This is a genomic window from Acinetobacter amyesii (assembly GCF_023499985.1).
Taxonomy (GTDB): domain Bacteria; phylum Pseudomonadota; class Gammaproteobacteria; order Pseudomonadales; family Moraxellaceae; genus Acinetobacter; species Acinetobacter amyesii.
The window spans coordinates 343,594-356,450 of record NZ_JAMCOU010000013.1 but is presented as its reverse complement, the minus strand read 5'-3'; the positions used below and the strand labels follow the sequence as shown (position 1 = coordinate 356,450).

At 39.2% G+C, this 12,857-nt stretch carries 14 protein-coding genes and 4 tRNA genes; 12 read left to right on the top strand and 6 right to left on the bottom strand.

Annotation, left to right across the window (positions count from 1 at the left end; all coding sequences use genetic code 11):
- Window positions 1-34: 34 nt before the first annotated feature.
- A complete protein-coding gene (locus tag M5F03_RS03255) occupies window positions 35-394 on the top strand; it encodes a hypothetical protein (RefSeq protein WP_249706565.1) in 360 nt (119 codons plus the stop codon).
- Between the two features lie 68 nt (window positions 395-462).
- Entirely contained in the window at window positions 463-999 is a 537-nt protein-coding gene (locus M5F03_RS03250) for a GNAT family N-acetyltransferase (protein ID WP_249706562.1), read from the top strand.
- Window positions 1,000-1,104: 105 nt separating this feature from the next.
- Here the strand turns inward: M5F03_RS03250 and M5F03_RS03245 are convergent, their stop codons facing one another.
- Together M5F03_RS03245 and rpsU are read right to left on the bottom strand one after the other, a co-directional pair.
- A complete protein-coding gene (locus M5F03_RS03245; RefSeq protein ID WP_078193617.1) occupies window positions 1,105-1,551 on the bottom strand; it encodes a GatB/YqeY domain-containing protein in 447 nt (148 codons plus the stop codon).
- A 39-nt stretch (window positions 1,552-1,590) separates the two neighbouring features.
- Complete coding sequence (gene rpsU, locus M5F03_RS03240) at window positions 1,591-1,806, bottom strand: 30S ribosomal protein S21 (RefSeq protein ID WP_001136722.1); 216 nt, start codon at window positions 1,804-1,806, stop codon at window positions 1,591-1,593.
- Window positions 1,807-1,952: 146 nt separating this feature from the next.
- Between rpsU and tsaD the strand changes: the two genes are divergently transcribed.
- Entirely contained in the window at window positions 1,953-2,969 is a 1,017-nt protein-coding gene (gene tsaD / locus M5F03_RS03235) for a tRNA (adenosine(37)-N6)-threonylcarbamoyltransferase complex transferase subunit TsaD (protein WP_249706560.1), read from the top strand.
- A 40-nt stretch (window positions 2,970-3,009) separates the two neighbouring features.
- Here the strand turns inward: tsaD and M5F03_RS03230 are convergent, their stop codons facing one another.
- Complete coding sequence (locus M5F03_RS03230; protein ID WP_180023872.1) at window positions 3,010-3,978, bottom strand: Lrp/AsnC family transcriptional regulator; 969 nt, start codon at window positions 3,976-3,978, stop codon at window positions 3,010-3,012.
- 112 nt (window positions 3,979-4,090) lie between these two features.
- On the opposite strand from M5F03_RS03230, the gene M5F03_RS03225 reads away from it, so the two are divergent.
- Both M5F03_RS03225 and M5F03_RS03220 read left to right on the top strand, forming a co-directional pair.
- Window positions 4,091-5,371 (top strand): MFS transporter, encoded by a 1,281-nt coding sequence (locus tag M5F03_RS03225; RefSeq protein ID WP_249706558.1) that lies wholly within the window; start codon window positions 4,091-4,093, stop codon window positions 5,369-5,371.
- The gene (locus M5F03_RS03220) at window positions 5,368-6,711 is read left to right on the top strand and encodes an amidase (protein ID WP_249706556.1); all 1,344 of its coding nucleotides are present in this window, start codon (window positions 5,368-5,370) and stop codon (window positions 6,709-6,711) included. Before M5F03_RS03225 ends, M5F03_RS03220 begins: the two co-directional genes overlap by 4 nt.
- A gap of 69 nt (window positions 6,712-6,780) precedes the next feature.
- On the opposite strand, the gene M5F03_RS03215 is transcribed toward M5F03_RS03220, so the two are convergent.
- The gene (locus M5F03_RS03215) at window positions 6,781-7,653 is read right to left on the bottom strand and encodes an ATP-binding protein (RefSeq protein WP_249706553.1); all 873 of its coding nucleotides are present in this window, start codon (window positions 7,651-7,653) and stop codon (window positions 6,781-6,783) included.
- A gap of 189 nt (window positions 7,654-7,842) precedes the next feature.
- Here M5F03_RS03215 and M5F03_RS03210 point away from each other — a divergent pair, with 189 nt between their 5' ends.
- The 6 genes from M5F03_RS03210 (at window position 7,843) to M5F03_RS03185 (ending at window position 10,738) form a co-directional block, all read left to right on the top strand.
- A complete protein-coding gene (locus tag M5F03_RS03210; RefSeq protein ID WP_180084249.1) occupies window positions 7,843-9,354 on the top strand; it encodes a DUF3336 domain-containing protein in 1,512 nt (503 codons plus the stop codon).
- Window positions 9,332-10,156 (top strand): protein kinase domain-containing protein, encoded by an 825-nt coding sequence (locus M5F03_RS03205; RefSeq protein WP_249706550.1) that lies wholly within the window; start codon window positions 9,332-9,334, stop codon window positions 10,154-10,156. Before M5F03_RS03210 ends, M5F03_RS03205 begins: the two co-directional genes overlap by 23 nt.
- 107 nt (window positions 10,157-10,263) lie before the next feature.
- Window positions 10,264-10,348 (top strand) — tRNA-Leu (locus M5F03_RS03200).
- 37 nt (window positions 10,349-10,385) lie between these two features.
- Window positions 10,386-10,459: transfer RNA gene (locus M5F03_RS03195), tRNA-Trp, on the top strand.
- Between the two features lie 36 nt (window positions 10,460-10,495).
- A tRNA-Leu gene (locus tag M5F03_RS03190) sits at window positions 10,496-10,580 on the top strand.
- Window positions 10,581-10,653: 73 nt separating this feature from the next.
- Window positions 10,654-10,738: transfer RNA gene (locus M5F03_RS03185), tRNA-Leu, on the top strand.
- A gap of 306 nt (window positions 10,739-11,044) precedes the next feature.
- Here M5F03_RS03185 and M5F03_RS03180 read toward each other — a convergent pair.
- Complete coding sequence (locus M5F03_RS03180) at window positions 11,045-11,248, bottom strand: hypothetical protein (RefSeq protein WP_078188846.1); 204 nt, start codon at window positions 11,246-11,248, stop codon at window positions 11,045-11,047.
- 441 nt (window positions 11,249-11,689) lie between these two features.
- Between M5F03_RS03180 and M5F03_RS03175 the strand changes: the two genes are divergently transcribed.
- On the top strand, window positions 11,690-11,956 hold the full coding sequence (locus M5F03_RS03175) for a hypothetical protein (protein WP_111883866.1): 267 nt from the start codon (window positions 11,690-11,692) through the stop codon (window positions 11,954-11,956).
- Between the two features lie 91 nt (window positions 11,957-12,047).
- Here M5F03_RS03175 and gloB read toward each other — a convergent pair whose 3' ends face one another.
- The gene (gene gloB / locus M5F03_RS03170) at window positions 12,048-12,779 is read right to left on the bottom strand and encodes a hydroxyacylglutathione hydrolase (protein ID WP_249706541.1); all 732 of its coding nucleotides are present in this window, start codon (window positions 12,777-12,779) and stop codon (window positions 12,048-12,050) included.
- Window positions 12,780-12,857: the final 78 nt, after the last annotated feature.

Below are 12,857 nucleotides of genomic sequence, written 5' to 3'. Positions count from 1 at the left end.
TGGATGTAAAATGTTTATGATTAAGAACTTACAAATGAAAAATATGATTTTGGCGGCCTGTCTGTTGGGTTTAGCAACGAATATTGCAGCAGCTAGCGCAGAACAATATGTGATTGCTGTGAATGATATTAACGAAAAATATAAAACCGATGTACGCCAATTTTTTAGTCAGTTAGATCCGCAGCAACAGGGATTTAAAGCAGACCAGCAAGTGAAATACTGCGGTATTGTTCAGACTTATGTAAATGATCTATATCGTGCTGCAGACGAAAATCGTGCATTTTTAGATCGTGAGTACCGTACTATGAATAAGCAGGATGTGATTCAGCAGGTGATCGCATCAAAAGAGATGCAATTATTAAAAAAATATAATGTGCAATGTACCCTAAATTAAAAATAAATTTATAAGCATTTTAAATCATCACGAGAAACTGAATAAAAATGAAACTCAATGATTTTGAGATGAGTCATGGCAGAATCACGCTTCAGTTGATTCAGCGCCACGATGCAAAAGCACTTTATGAGGCGATTTGTCAAAGTATAGAAACCTTACGAATGTTTCCTGCAAGTTTGGCTTGGTCCTTACAAGAACCTAATTTAGATGCTTCATTGGCATTTTGTGATTCGAGAGTGTTGGCTGCGTTAAATCAGGAAAATTTTGTTTATGTGATTCGTGAGCAACAGTCGCATAACTTTTTAGGTGTCATGGATATTCATCAAATCAATTGGATGGAAAACCAAGCTAACGTTGGATTTTGGGGAAATGTTGAATTTAAAGGGCAGGGTTTGATGACAGAAGCTTTGCAGTTATTTGTGGATCAATTATTAAATGGTCTAGGATTTCAGCAATTAAACGCTTTTGTAGATGTGGAAAACAAGCGAGCGCGACGTCTATGTGAACGAGCAAATTTTAAATTGATTGAAATCGAACAAGCTGCAATTCAAAATCCAGTAGATGGAAGTTGGCGAGATATTTGTAAGTATGAAATCGTTAAATAAGAAAGATAGTTATAAATGATGAATGAATTTGAATTATTTTTGAATTTGGCTATTTAAGTCATCAGCGTACTTAAATAGACCAAATCAAACAATATAGATGAAAGATTAAGAGAGTTTCGCTTTAATTTTAGCTGAAACTTGTGCAGGATCGGCACGTCCGGCTATGAGCGGACGTAGAGAGTTCATCACCTTACCCATATCTTTCATGCTAGTAGCTTCTTGCGCAGTAATTGTTTGCGCAATGATGGAATCAAGTTCTTCCTCAGTCATAGCTTCTGGTAGAAATTGAGATAACACCTCAATTTCGGCTTGTTCCTTACTAGCTAAATCATCTCGATTTGCACCTAAAAAGGCTTTAACCGATTCTTTGCGTTGTTTGATTTGCTTTTCAATGACCGCAAGAACTTGCTTATCGTCAAGCTCTATGCGCTCATCGACTTCGATTTGCTTGATTGCTGCCTGTAGACTACGTATTACCGTTAACTTGTCCATTTCTTTAGCACGCATAGCGGCTTTTAAAACTTCAGTTATTTGGTTTTTTAAAGTAGTCATTTATCTTGTCCAGGTTAGTCAATCAATCACAAATTAATCTTAGTAAAGGCGAGTAGTACGTACTGATTCGCGAGCCAATTTCTTTTGGTAGCGTTTAACAGCAGCAGCTTTTTTACGTTTACGTTCTTGAGTTGGTTTTTCGTAGAATTCACGTTTACGAACGTCAGCAAGAACACCCGCTTTTTCGCATGAACGTTTGAAACGACGGATAGCTACGTCTACTGGTTCGCCTTCTTTCAATTTAACTTGTGGCATGAAGAATCCTCATTAAGTTATGGATAAGATCTCGGGTCGAATTACCCTTGATCACAAGTGAAGGTCAGTATTTTACTCATTTACATCTCATATCACAAGTCTATAATAGGTTTCGCAATATTTTGAAATGGGCAAAAGGCAGTTTAATGATCGTTTTAGGCTTGGAAACTTCGTGTGATGAAACAGGACTCGCACTCTACGATAGTGAGCAAGGATTACGCGGACAAGTATTGTATAGCCAAATCAAACTGCATGCAGAATATGGTGGTGTGGTACCTGAATTAGCTTCACGTGACCATGTGCGTAAGTTAATTCCTTTAATAAAACAATTGCTTGAAGAAAGTCAGATGGATAAATCTGAAATTGATGCCATTGCATATACTCGCGGGCCGGGCTTGATGGGTGCATTAATGACAGGCGCATTGTTTGGTCGTGCGTTGGCATTTGCACTGAATAAACCTGCAATTGGTGTACATCATATGGAAGGTCATATGTTGGCGCCGCTGTTGTCTAAAACTCCACCAGAATTTCCATTTGTGGCACTTTTAGTCTCTGGCGGACATACTCAATTGATGGCTGCTTATGGAATTGGTCAATATGAATTATTGGGTGAGTCGATTGATGATGCAGCAGGTGAGGCATTCGATAAAGTCGCTAAAATGATGGGTCTACCATACCCAGGTGGTCCAAATATTTCGAAATTGGCGATCAATGGTGACATCAATGCCTTTGAATTTCCACGTCCAATGCTACACCAAGGTTTAGATTTTTCATTTAGTGGTTTAAAAACTGCCGTTTCAGTTCAACTAAAAAAAGTTGAAGGCGAAGGTCGTGAGGCGGATATCGCTGCATCATTCCAAGAAGCGTTGGTTGATACATTGGTGAAAAAATCAGTGAAGGCCTTAAAACAAACGGGTTTAAAACGTTTAGTTATTGCCGGTGGTGTAAGTGCAAACAAGCGTTTACGTGAGCGCTTAGAAGCTGACTTGGCAAAAATCCGTGCAAATGTGTTTTATGCAGAACCTGCGCTGTGTACAGATAATGGTGCAATGATTGCGTTTGCAGGTTATCAGCGTCTTAAGGCGGGTCAGCATGATGGTTTGTCTGTTACAACTACACCGCGTTGGCCGATGACGGAATTGAGTAATCCAAACGAAGCGTAAAAATCGTTAAAAAAAAGAACCGCATTTGCGGTTCTTTTTTTTAATCTAAATTTGAAAATAACTGCGCGCTGCTGATTTTTCGCATAAATCCTGCACGTTTTAATGCCAATGTCACCATGTTGGTATTGCAAGATTGAATGCCTTCAAAATTACCAAGATCTTCTGTAATGAGTTTCCATAAATCACTTAAATCATTACATAGGACATGCCAGAAAAATTGTGAATCTCCACTAATGCCAAATAGGCAGCGTGTGTTTTTAAGTTCAGACAAGGTTTTGGCAATTTGATTTGCTGCATCTGGACGAGCTTTAATCAAAATAATCGCTTCGGACTTATAGCCCATCAAACTGGGTTCTACATCGACACGAATGTTGAAAATGCCTTCTTCCAATAAATCATTCAATAATTTCTGAGTTTTATGTTCACTGAGTTCGATTTGCTCTGCCAAACTTTTAATAGATGAACGCCCATCAATAGACAGAGCATGAATCAGTTTTAACTCTATTTCAGTCAAACTTCTAAAATTGACGTTTTTATCGCTTGTACCTTCTAAAGCTTTGGGTTTGCTTGCCCAAGTAAATGGTTTTAATACGGCTTGGGTTTCTACGGTTTTAATATCCGGAATATGCGTAACAAAATCATGCATCCAAACAGAGAGATCGGCGGCCTTTTCTAATCCAATTTCAAGAAAAATATCGGCAAGTCCTGTGGTTAGAAAAACAATGCGTACTTCTGGACGGTTTGCAAAAAATTGCGCAACTTCTTTTTCCTTCCCAAATTTCACACTGATCCAGACATGAACGGTGTAACCCTTATTGGCAACCACAGGATTTAATTCAATTGCAGTTCGTATAACTTGGTCATCTAGCAATCTACCTAGACGTCGAGACAGCTTTTTTTCAGGGACATCACTAATCTGGCTCAGTTCTCGCCATGATCCTCTCGGATTGGAGATAAGAGCTTTGATGCATGCAGTATCGATTTCGTCGAAACTAAAAGATTCACTCATGATGATTGACTTGTCCAAAAACTAATTATAATCTAAATTTAAGTCTAGAAAATAAAATACAACCTGTATTTATGTCTAAATATTAAATGAGACGCTTATGGATGAGTCAAAAATGCAAAACTCAATTTCCACACAAGGAAATGTATCACAAAAGAAAGTTATTCTTGCAGGAACTGTAGGAAATGCTATTGAATGGTTCGATTGGACGATTTATGCAACTTTTGCAGTATTTTTCGCGAAACAATTTTTCCCTTCAGATGATCCAACTGCATCCTTGCTTGCGACCTTCGCAATTTTTGCTGTAGGTTTCTTCATGCGCCCACTAGGTGGAATCGTATTGGGTATCTTTTCTGACCGCTATGGTCGAAAAGCAGCTTTGGCCGCAACCATCATAATGATGGCAGGTGGTTCTTTGATGATAGGTCTTTCACCAACCTATGAATCAATTGGTATTTTTGCGCCGATTATTTTGGTATTAGCGCGATTACTTCAGGGTTTATCTTTGGGTGGTGAGTTCGCTTCAGCGGCAACTTATCTTTCAGAGATGGCACCGAAAAATAAACGCGGATTCTATTCAAGCTTTATGTTTTTCAGTTCAGCGATTGGTATTTTGATGGCCTCAGGTCTTGCTTGGGCTTTAACAAGTACTTTAACTGAAACCCAAATGAGCGAATACGGATGGCGTATTCCGTTTATTTTGGGTGCGATTGGCGGCTTGGTGGGTATGTGGATTCGTAAATCAGTACCTGATAGCGAAATGACCCATAAAAAAGAATCAGTAAAAAATCCTTTGGTTGTACTGATTAAACATCATCCGAAAGAAACGCTTCGTATTGTGGGTATTTCTATCTTAACAACATTTGCATTCTATATTTTTGTGGTCTATGTCCCGACCTATGCCATTAAAGTTTTAGGCGCAGAGCCACAAACAGCCTTTGCTGCAAATACTGTTGGCTTAATTATCTTTATGTTGTGTCAGCCTGTATTTGGCTGGCTATCAGACAAAATTGGGCGTAAACCACAGTTGATCGTATTTGCTGTGGGATATTTAGTGTTCTTTTATCCAATCATTAAATGGATGGATGGCACGTTTGCATCAATTTTATTGGTCGAGCTTTTCGGCTTGGTTTTATATGCTTTATATACCGCCATTGGCCCAGCTGTCATGTGTGAACAGTTTCCGACAGAAGTTCGTGCAGTTGGCATTGGCGCACCCTACAACTTGATGGTGGCTTTACTCGGCGGCACAACACCGTATGTGCTAACTTGGCTACAAAGTATTGGTAAACAAGATTATTTCTACTTTATGGTATTGGTTGGCGCATTATTAACATTAATCACGTTTATGAAAATGCCTGAAACGGCAGGAAAAGGTTTGGAAGATATAAAATGAATATTGTGAATTTATCTGCACTTGAGCTTGGTCGCCAGATTGCCTGCAAAAAGATAACTTCAGTAGAGACAGTTCAATTTTATATTGATCGAAACCAAACATTTAAACATCTAGATTGTATTTCGGAATTATTCGAAATCGAGGCTTTGCAACAGGCACAACATTTAGATGAGTTGCTTCAGCAAGGCACTCGATTGAGTCCATTTCATGGTGTGCCAATTTTACTAAAGGATAATCTGGATGTAGCGGGTCATATCACCTATGCAGGTACGGTTTATTTAGATCAAAAAGCGCAAGCGAACTGCAAACTGGTTGATCAATTGCAAGATTTAGGTTTTGTGATTTTAGGTAAAACTAAAATGACCGAGTTGGCTTTTGGTTTGTCTGGTCAAAATCCAATGCAAGGCACACCTAAAAACCCGTGGGCAGAGCAGCAATTTGCACCGGGTGGATCATCTTCAGGTTCAGCGGTTGCTGTGGCTAGTGGTCTTAGTCCTATGGCCTTTGGCGGTGATACAGGTGGTTCGATTCGTACACCAGCAGCATTAAATGGCATATTTGGTTTTAAACCTTCAGCCCATAAAATTGCCGACACGGGTGCAGTACCTTTATCCAAAACTTTAGATACTCTAGGGCCTTTTGCACGATTTGCAGATGATATTAGCGCTTTAGTCAATGTATTGATGGATGTAGATGTTGGAGCGGCATCAAGTCAAAATGTAATTTATGCTTTAGATGAATCTGCATTTCCATATCCGCTTGAGCCTGAGGTATTAATACTTTGGCGCGAAGGGCTAAAACGCATTGAATCATTGGGAATCGAAATTAAAAACTGGCAACCACCTGCACATTTCGATTTTCATGATTTATCGGACCGGACGTCTGACATTATTGCTTATGAAAGTTATTTATATCATGGCGATACAGCTGAAAATGCTGAAACACAGATGTGGGAATTAGTTCGTCAGCGTGTGCTACGCGGTAAGAGTATTTCACAGGAAAAATACGAGTCATTGATTGCAGAGCGAACTGAGTTTCAGCAGACATTTAAAGCTTCTTTAAATGGTCAATGTTTGCTGTTTCCAGTGAGCCCATTCCTTGCAGCTGTGTCAAGCTCAACGGATACCGAGTTTAGTCATGTGGGTGAATACACGCGTCCATTTAACTATTTAGATGCACCAAGTTATGCTTTTCCAATGACTCAAAGTGAAAATGGACTGCCGATGGGTATTCAGTTGGTTTCATATCAAGCTAATGATGTTAATGTGGTAAACACAGTGCAGAAAATTGCCAATGGTTTAGGTATTCGTTCTGTCCTTCCACCTATTTGTCAGAATTAAAGAATCATTTGTCATATTCAATTATAAAGAACCGCTATAGCGGTTCTTTTTTTATTTAGTTTTTGGGCTCTAGGCTTGTTTAAGTTGTTCTGACCCAATCCAATGCTTTGAAAATTGATAAGCAGCACGCCCTGAACGTTGCCCACGACCTTGACACCAACGTAGTGCCTCAGCACGCGCTTCATCTGTCCAAGGCATTGCAGCTTTAGCCAAATAATGTTCAACAATTTCTAAATATAAATTTTGATCCATTGGGTAAAAAGACAGCCACATCCCAAAGCGGTCAGAAAGAGATATTTTTTCTTCAATCGCTTCTTGTGGATGGAGCTCAGTATATTGAGGCACATCTACCTTGGTTACAGGTGTGTTTTCATGCATGAATTCTGGCAATAAATGACGACGGTTACTGGTAGCATAAATAATAAAATTACTTGAACCTGATTGTAATGAACCATCCAAAACACTTTTTAAGCTGCGATAGTTTTCATCTTCAGCATTGAATGCCAAATCATCACAATATACGATAAATTTTTCAGGGCGATGTTCAATTAACTTTTGGATTTCTGGCAAATCAGATAAATCATCACGCTCAATTTCAATTAAACGTAAACCTTGGTCTGCATAATGGGTGAGCAGAGCACGGACGATGGATGATTTACCTGTACCACGAGAGCCAGTGAGTAAAACATCGTTGGCAGGTAAGCCTTTTAAAAACTGTAAAGTGTTTTGAATCACTTTTTCTTTTTGACGCTCAATTCCTTTTAAATCTTCTAAATACATGACTTTGGGCTGTTGAATGGCTTTAAGCTGTTTATCTTGCCATTTAAAAGCGATACTCGAAAAATCGGGTGCTTGTTTAAGCTCAGGCAAACTATGCTGTAGTTGTAAGAGTACAGTAGATAGTGATTGAAGGATGTTGTCAGGTAAATCAATTGTAGCCATGATAAGTCAGCTTGTCGTGTCTTGTTGTTGGTTAGTATATGACAGCAGTGTACATCAATAATGCAGTTATAATCGCCTAAATATGTCAAAGTTAAATGATTGTTCTGGCAGATCAGCGCTATTCGAACAACCAAAAAGTTGTTATAAATCTAGCCGAGTGAACAGTTTAAAATGTGCTGAGGGATAGTCATGTTGTTTACAGGGTTTTCAAAAAGTATTAATCCACATCAGGCATATCGGATAAAAAAATTAAAGCGTCAGCTTGACCGTGCTGAGTGTTATGAAGAATGGCAAGATATCGCACTTAAAATAGATGAAGAATCGGGTGCGCAAGAATGGAAATTCGATAATAGTTCACCGTATTTTGATGCAGAAATTATTACTCATCGTTTAGGGTTACTGAGACGATATCGTGCTCAGAAACGTACCCGAGATTTGATGTACATTTTAAGTGAAGGTTTAACTTATGATGTGGGCAATATTGCTCATCCTTTACTGTTTACAGAAGCCTACGTCGGCACCAAAAAAATTATTGAAGACTATGTTGATGAGGTGAGTCAAAGTTTGGCTTTTATCGCATCCGACGAATGCGTTTGTCTCAATGCTGTACAAAAAATTGAATTTTTTGAACAAAGCCAAAAAGCCTATGGTCAACCTGTTTTGATGTTTTCAGGCGGTTCAACTTTAGGTTTGTTTCATACCGGTGTGTGTAAAGCACTGATGGAACAAGATTTGATGCCAAAAGTTCTGTCTGGTTCCAGTGCTGGCGCCATTATGACCGGGATGTTGGGTGTATCTAAACCGTCAGAATTTACCAATTTATTAAATGGACAAAACTTCTTTAGTGAGGCATTTCACTTTCGTAAATTGACTGAGTTAGTGCAGGGTAATGGCGGTTTGGCAGATGTAAAATATCTGAAAAAATTTTTGGTTGAAAACTTAGGTGACTTAACTTTTGCCGAAGCATATAAGCAATCAGGTCTGCATATCAATGTGGCAGTTGCGCCTTATGATGCATCACAAGATGCACGAATTATGAATGCGTATACATCACCCGATTTGTTGGTGTGGAGTGCAGTGTTGGCATCTTGTGCAGTGCCCATTCTATTTCCACCAGTACGACTGACCAGTAAGCGTTATGACGGGCAATTTACGCCATATATGTCGGCAACGCGTTGGGTGGATGGCAGTGTGCGCAGTGATTTCCCACAGGAGAAAATGGCGCGTTTGTATAATATTAATTACAGTATCGCCAGTCAGGTCAATCCGCATATTGTGCCGTTTATGCAGGATGATGCTTCACGCTTTCGTAAAAGCATGTTGAGTTGGCCTGAGCGGATCGTTCGTCGTCAAGGTAAGGTGATTAGTAAAGGGGTGATGGATTTTGCCCGTGAGCGTGCAGGAAGTATCCCACCTGTAAGACGTTTGCTTGATCATGGTTATGGCGTGGTGGATCAGCGTTACTATGGTGATGTCAATATTGTGGGGAAATATGGCTTAAGACACTATAGTTATATGTTGCAAAATCCTCGACCTTACCTGTTTAAAGTATTGCAGCGTGAAGGTGAAAGAGCCACTTGGCCGAAGATTTCATTAATCGAAACGCAAGCCCGCATTGGTAAGACCATTCAGCATTGTTTGGAATTATTAAATTATCAAAATGAACCCAGTCAACGACATGCAGAATTTATTGCGGTTTAAATCCACAGATTTAGCGCAAACCATTTGCGAGCCAAAAACCAAAACCAAAAGTTTGGTTTTTGGCCGTCGTCTATATCAATTTCAATTCAATCAACAACGTTATTGGCTCAAGGCGCAAGTCAGTGACAGCAGCCCTGAACATGTAGTTAGTTTTGGTCGAGAAATTGAGCTGTACCAGCTATTCAATCAAGCGTCTAGACAAAACAGCATCACGCTACCTTTTCAAGTGATAAAAGAGACGCATCTCAGTATTCAGCAAGAGCCTATTGATCGCCTATTAATACTACCCAATGCTGAGCCTTGGTTCTTACAGCCTGTATCGAATTTGAGCATTGAGCAGGTGAGGCAAGTGCTATGGCAAGCAATCGATGTGGTTGAGCGATTAAGCTTGCACGGTTGGATACATGCAGATTTAAAACAAGAGCATTTTGTGAATTGGCAAGGGCAGTGCAGACTCATCGACTTTGAGCAAGCGCTACCATTAGATTTTGATCAGCAAAATGCCTTAACTGCGACACCACGTTATATGGCTCCAGAACTTTTCCATGGACAAGCAAAATCTTTGCACAGTGATATCTATGCGCTGGGGATTATTTTCTTGGAATGGCTGACATCACAGCGTTTAGAGGCGAAAAACTATGAAGATTGGGCCTTTTTACATTGCCAACGCTTAAAGCTTGATCTGCCGATGCAATATCAAGGGTTTAATCAGCTATTGCAACACATGTTGATGAAGCAAAAAAATGACAGATTGGTGGATTTTTATCGCTTAAAAAGCGACTTAGTTGCTGAATTTGCTTAAGAAAAATACAAAAAAGGCACTATTGTTTTTTATTTAAACAAACAAGATGCTTTTTTATAAAAAAGGCTTGTCATGTAAGGGTGATCTCTATAATATACACAGCCATCGGGGACGTGGCGAAATTGGTAGACGCACTGGATTTAGGTTCCAGCGCCGCGAGGTGTGAGAGTTCGAGTCTCTCCGTCCCCACCACTGAATTACTAAACATGAGTTTGGTAATGAAGGTCACAGAGGATTGGTGTAATGGTAGCATGACGGTCTCCAAAACCGTTCGTCAAGGTTCGAATCCTTGATCCTCTGCCAAGTTTTAAAAAGTCTGACATTGTCAGCAACCCTGTTGGGGACGTGGCGAAATTGGTAGACGCACTGGATTTAGGTTCCAGCGCCGCGAGGTGTGAGAGTTCGAGTCTCTCCGTCCCCACCACTTAATTTATTAAGTTGCCAAATAAACAGGTTTTTAAAACAAATTAAAGTCTGACATTGTCAGCACCCGAGTTGGGGACGTGGCGAAATTGGTAGACGCACTGGATTTAGGTTCCAGCGCCGCGAGGTGTGAGAGTTCGAGTCTCTCCGTCCCCACCATTAGATTAAGCAAGGTTTTATACCTTGCTTTTTTGTTTTTGAAATGCGAAAAAATCAGTGTCTTAAACATGGTCTTTTTTGAAGACTAATTCTAATAAAAAAATCTAATGAAAGAATGATGAACGAAGAGATACAGCAAGATGTCTAATCTTGCTTTTTGATTGTCTAAAATTTCTCTGGTTAAAATGAGTCAGTAAAACAAAGGTGAAAAAAAGCCCGAAAATACGGGCAAATTTTGAAATGCGGATTCGAATCAATCGAATTAAATCATTTATTTCTAATCGTTCGAATAAATTATAAAGAAGATTATGCCTTTAAATGATCTTCAAACTCTTCACCGAGCTGCATGGCCAAAGCATTACCAGACAAGTCTACAGTCACTAGACCATATTCTTTTTTAAAACTGAATGTAAATCCACGATTATCTGCCAGTGTACGAACAGAATATCCTAACTTTTCTAACCAAAGACGGAAGGCAACTAAATTTTTTGCTTTAACCACTTTTTTCACGAGCGAACTCCTTATCAATCATTAAAATATTAAATAGGGGTGTCAAAATATTTTTTAAAGGGGGAAATGAAAAACTTTTATTTAAAATATGAAATTTTGATGGATAAATAAACAGATTATCGGCTTGTAAACGGTATAAACTCATTTAACTTGCTGTTTTATAAAAAGCTAAACTTAATGTAAGTAAATATAACGTATTTAAAAATTAGGTTTTTGGCAGTTGGATTAAAATATATCCTATGTGCATAGAGAAGCTGTGCGCAAAATAAACGATTGCTTGGCTTAGAATGCACAGCTGTTTGGGCATGCAGTTGTGGATTGCAAATAACAGCTTGTTCAAAGCCTAATTCGCTGGATAGGTGAGCTTGCAATGCTATTTCTCATCAAGATTTATCGAAAAGCTTTTATACTATGTTTTATTGGTATAAGTAGATTGAACGCATGCAGAACATTGAGCACGCTGTAAAAGCAAAAATTGAACAGATGCAACAAGCGGGACAGACGCCTGTTGCGGTGATGCTTGGACATGAAGATTGGTTGGTCTTTTCGGAGCAATCCAAAGTGGCATATACACCATTTGGTAGTGCACGACGTTATCAACCGGCATTAGGTGGTTTATTGATGGTACGTATCGATGAAATGCAAGCCGTACGAGTTGTGACTCAAGCTGAACTGGATGAGTTTGCTGCAACCAATCAAATTTTATAAACATAAAATGATAAATCGGCCCGAAACATTCATCACAAATAAAACAGTATATTTGTGATGAAATCTTAAATTCATTAAACTCTCAATCCAATTAAAAATTGTCTTTAAGTTCTCTTAAGCGCTGAAACGTTTCAACACTTTCTGCGCGTAAAAATGGATTGGTTTCTAATTCTAATTCAATACTGCTTGGTAAAGTACATTGTCCGAGCATGCGCATTGATTCAACCTCATCAAAACGCTGTTGTATGGCAAGGTTGTCAGGTTCAACATGCCGCGCAAACTGAGCATTTGATAGGGTGTATTCATGAGTACAATACACTTGAGTTTCAGCAGGGAATGCGGCTATACGGTTCAAGGAATCGTACATTTGTTGAAAAGTACCTTCAAATACACGTCCACAGCCCATAGCAAATAATACATCGCCACAGAACAGTGTATGAATGTCATCGATAAAATATACGATATGACCGAGGGTGTGGCCGGGCGTTGCTGTTATTTCGACTTCAAGACCATGAAATTCAAAACGGTCATTATGATCGAGAGGATAATTCACCCATGGAATACGGCTTAATTCTGCACGGGGACCATAAACGGCAATGTCTTTATCCTGAATAAGTTCCGGTACGCCACCGACGTGATCTTTATGCCAATGCGTTAACCAAATTTGTGTGAGATTGAGTTGATGTTCCTGACAATAGCGCTCGACTAAGGCAGCTTCAGTAGGATCTACCGCAATGACATCATGGCTTTCGGTGTGTTCAAGCAGCCAAATATAATTTTGCAGTGAATTTTTGACATCCAATGTATTTATTTTAAACGCCATATCCATTCATTCAATATTTAAAATTAAGTTAAAGTTAGCATGAAAAAGCTCAAAACGGATGATTATCCATTTTTAGCC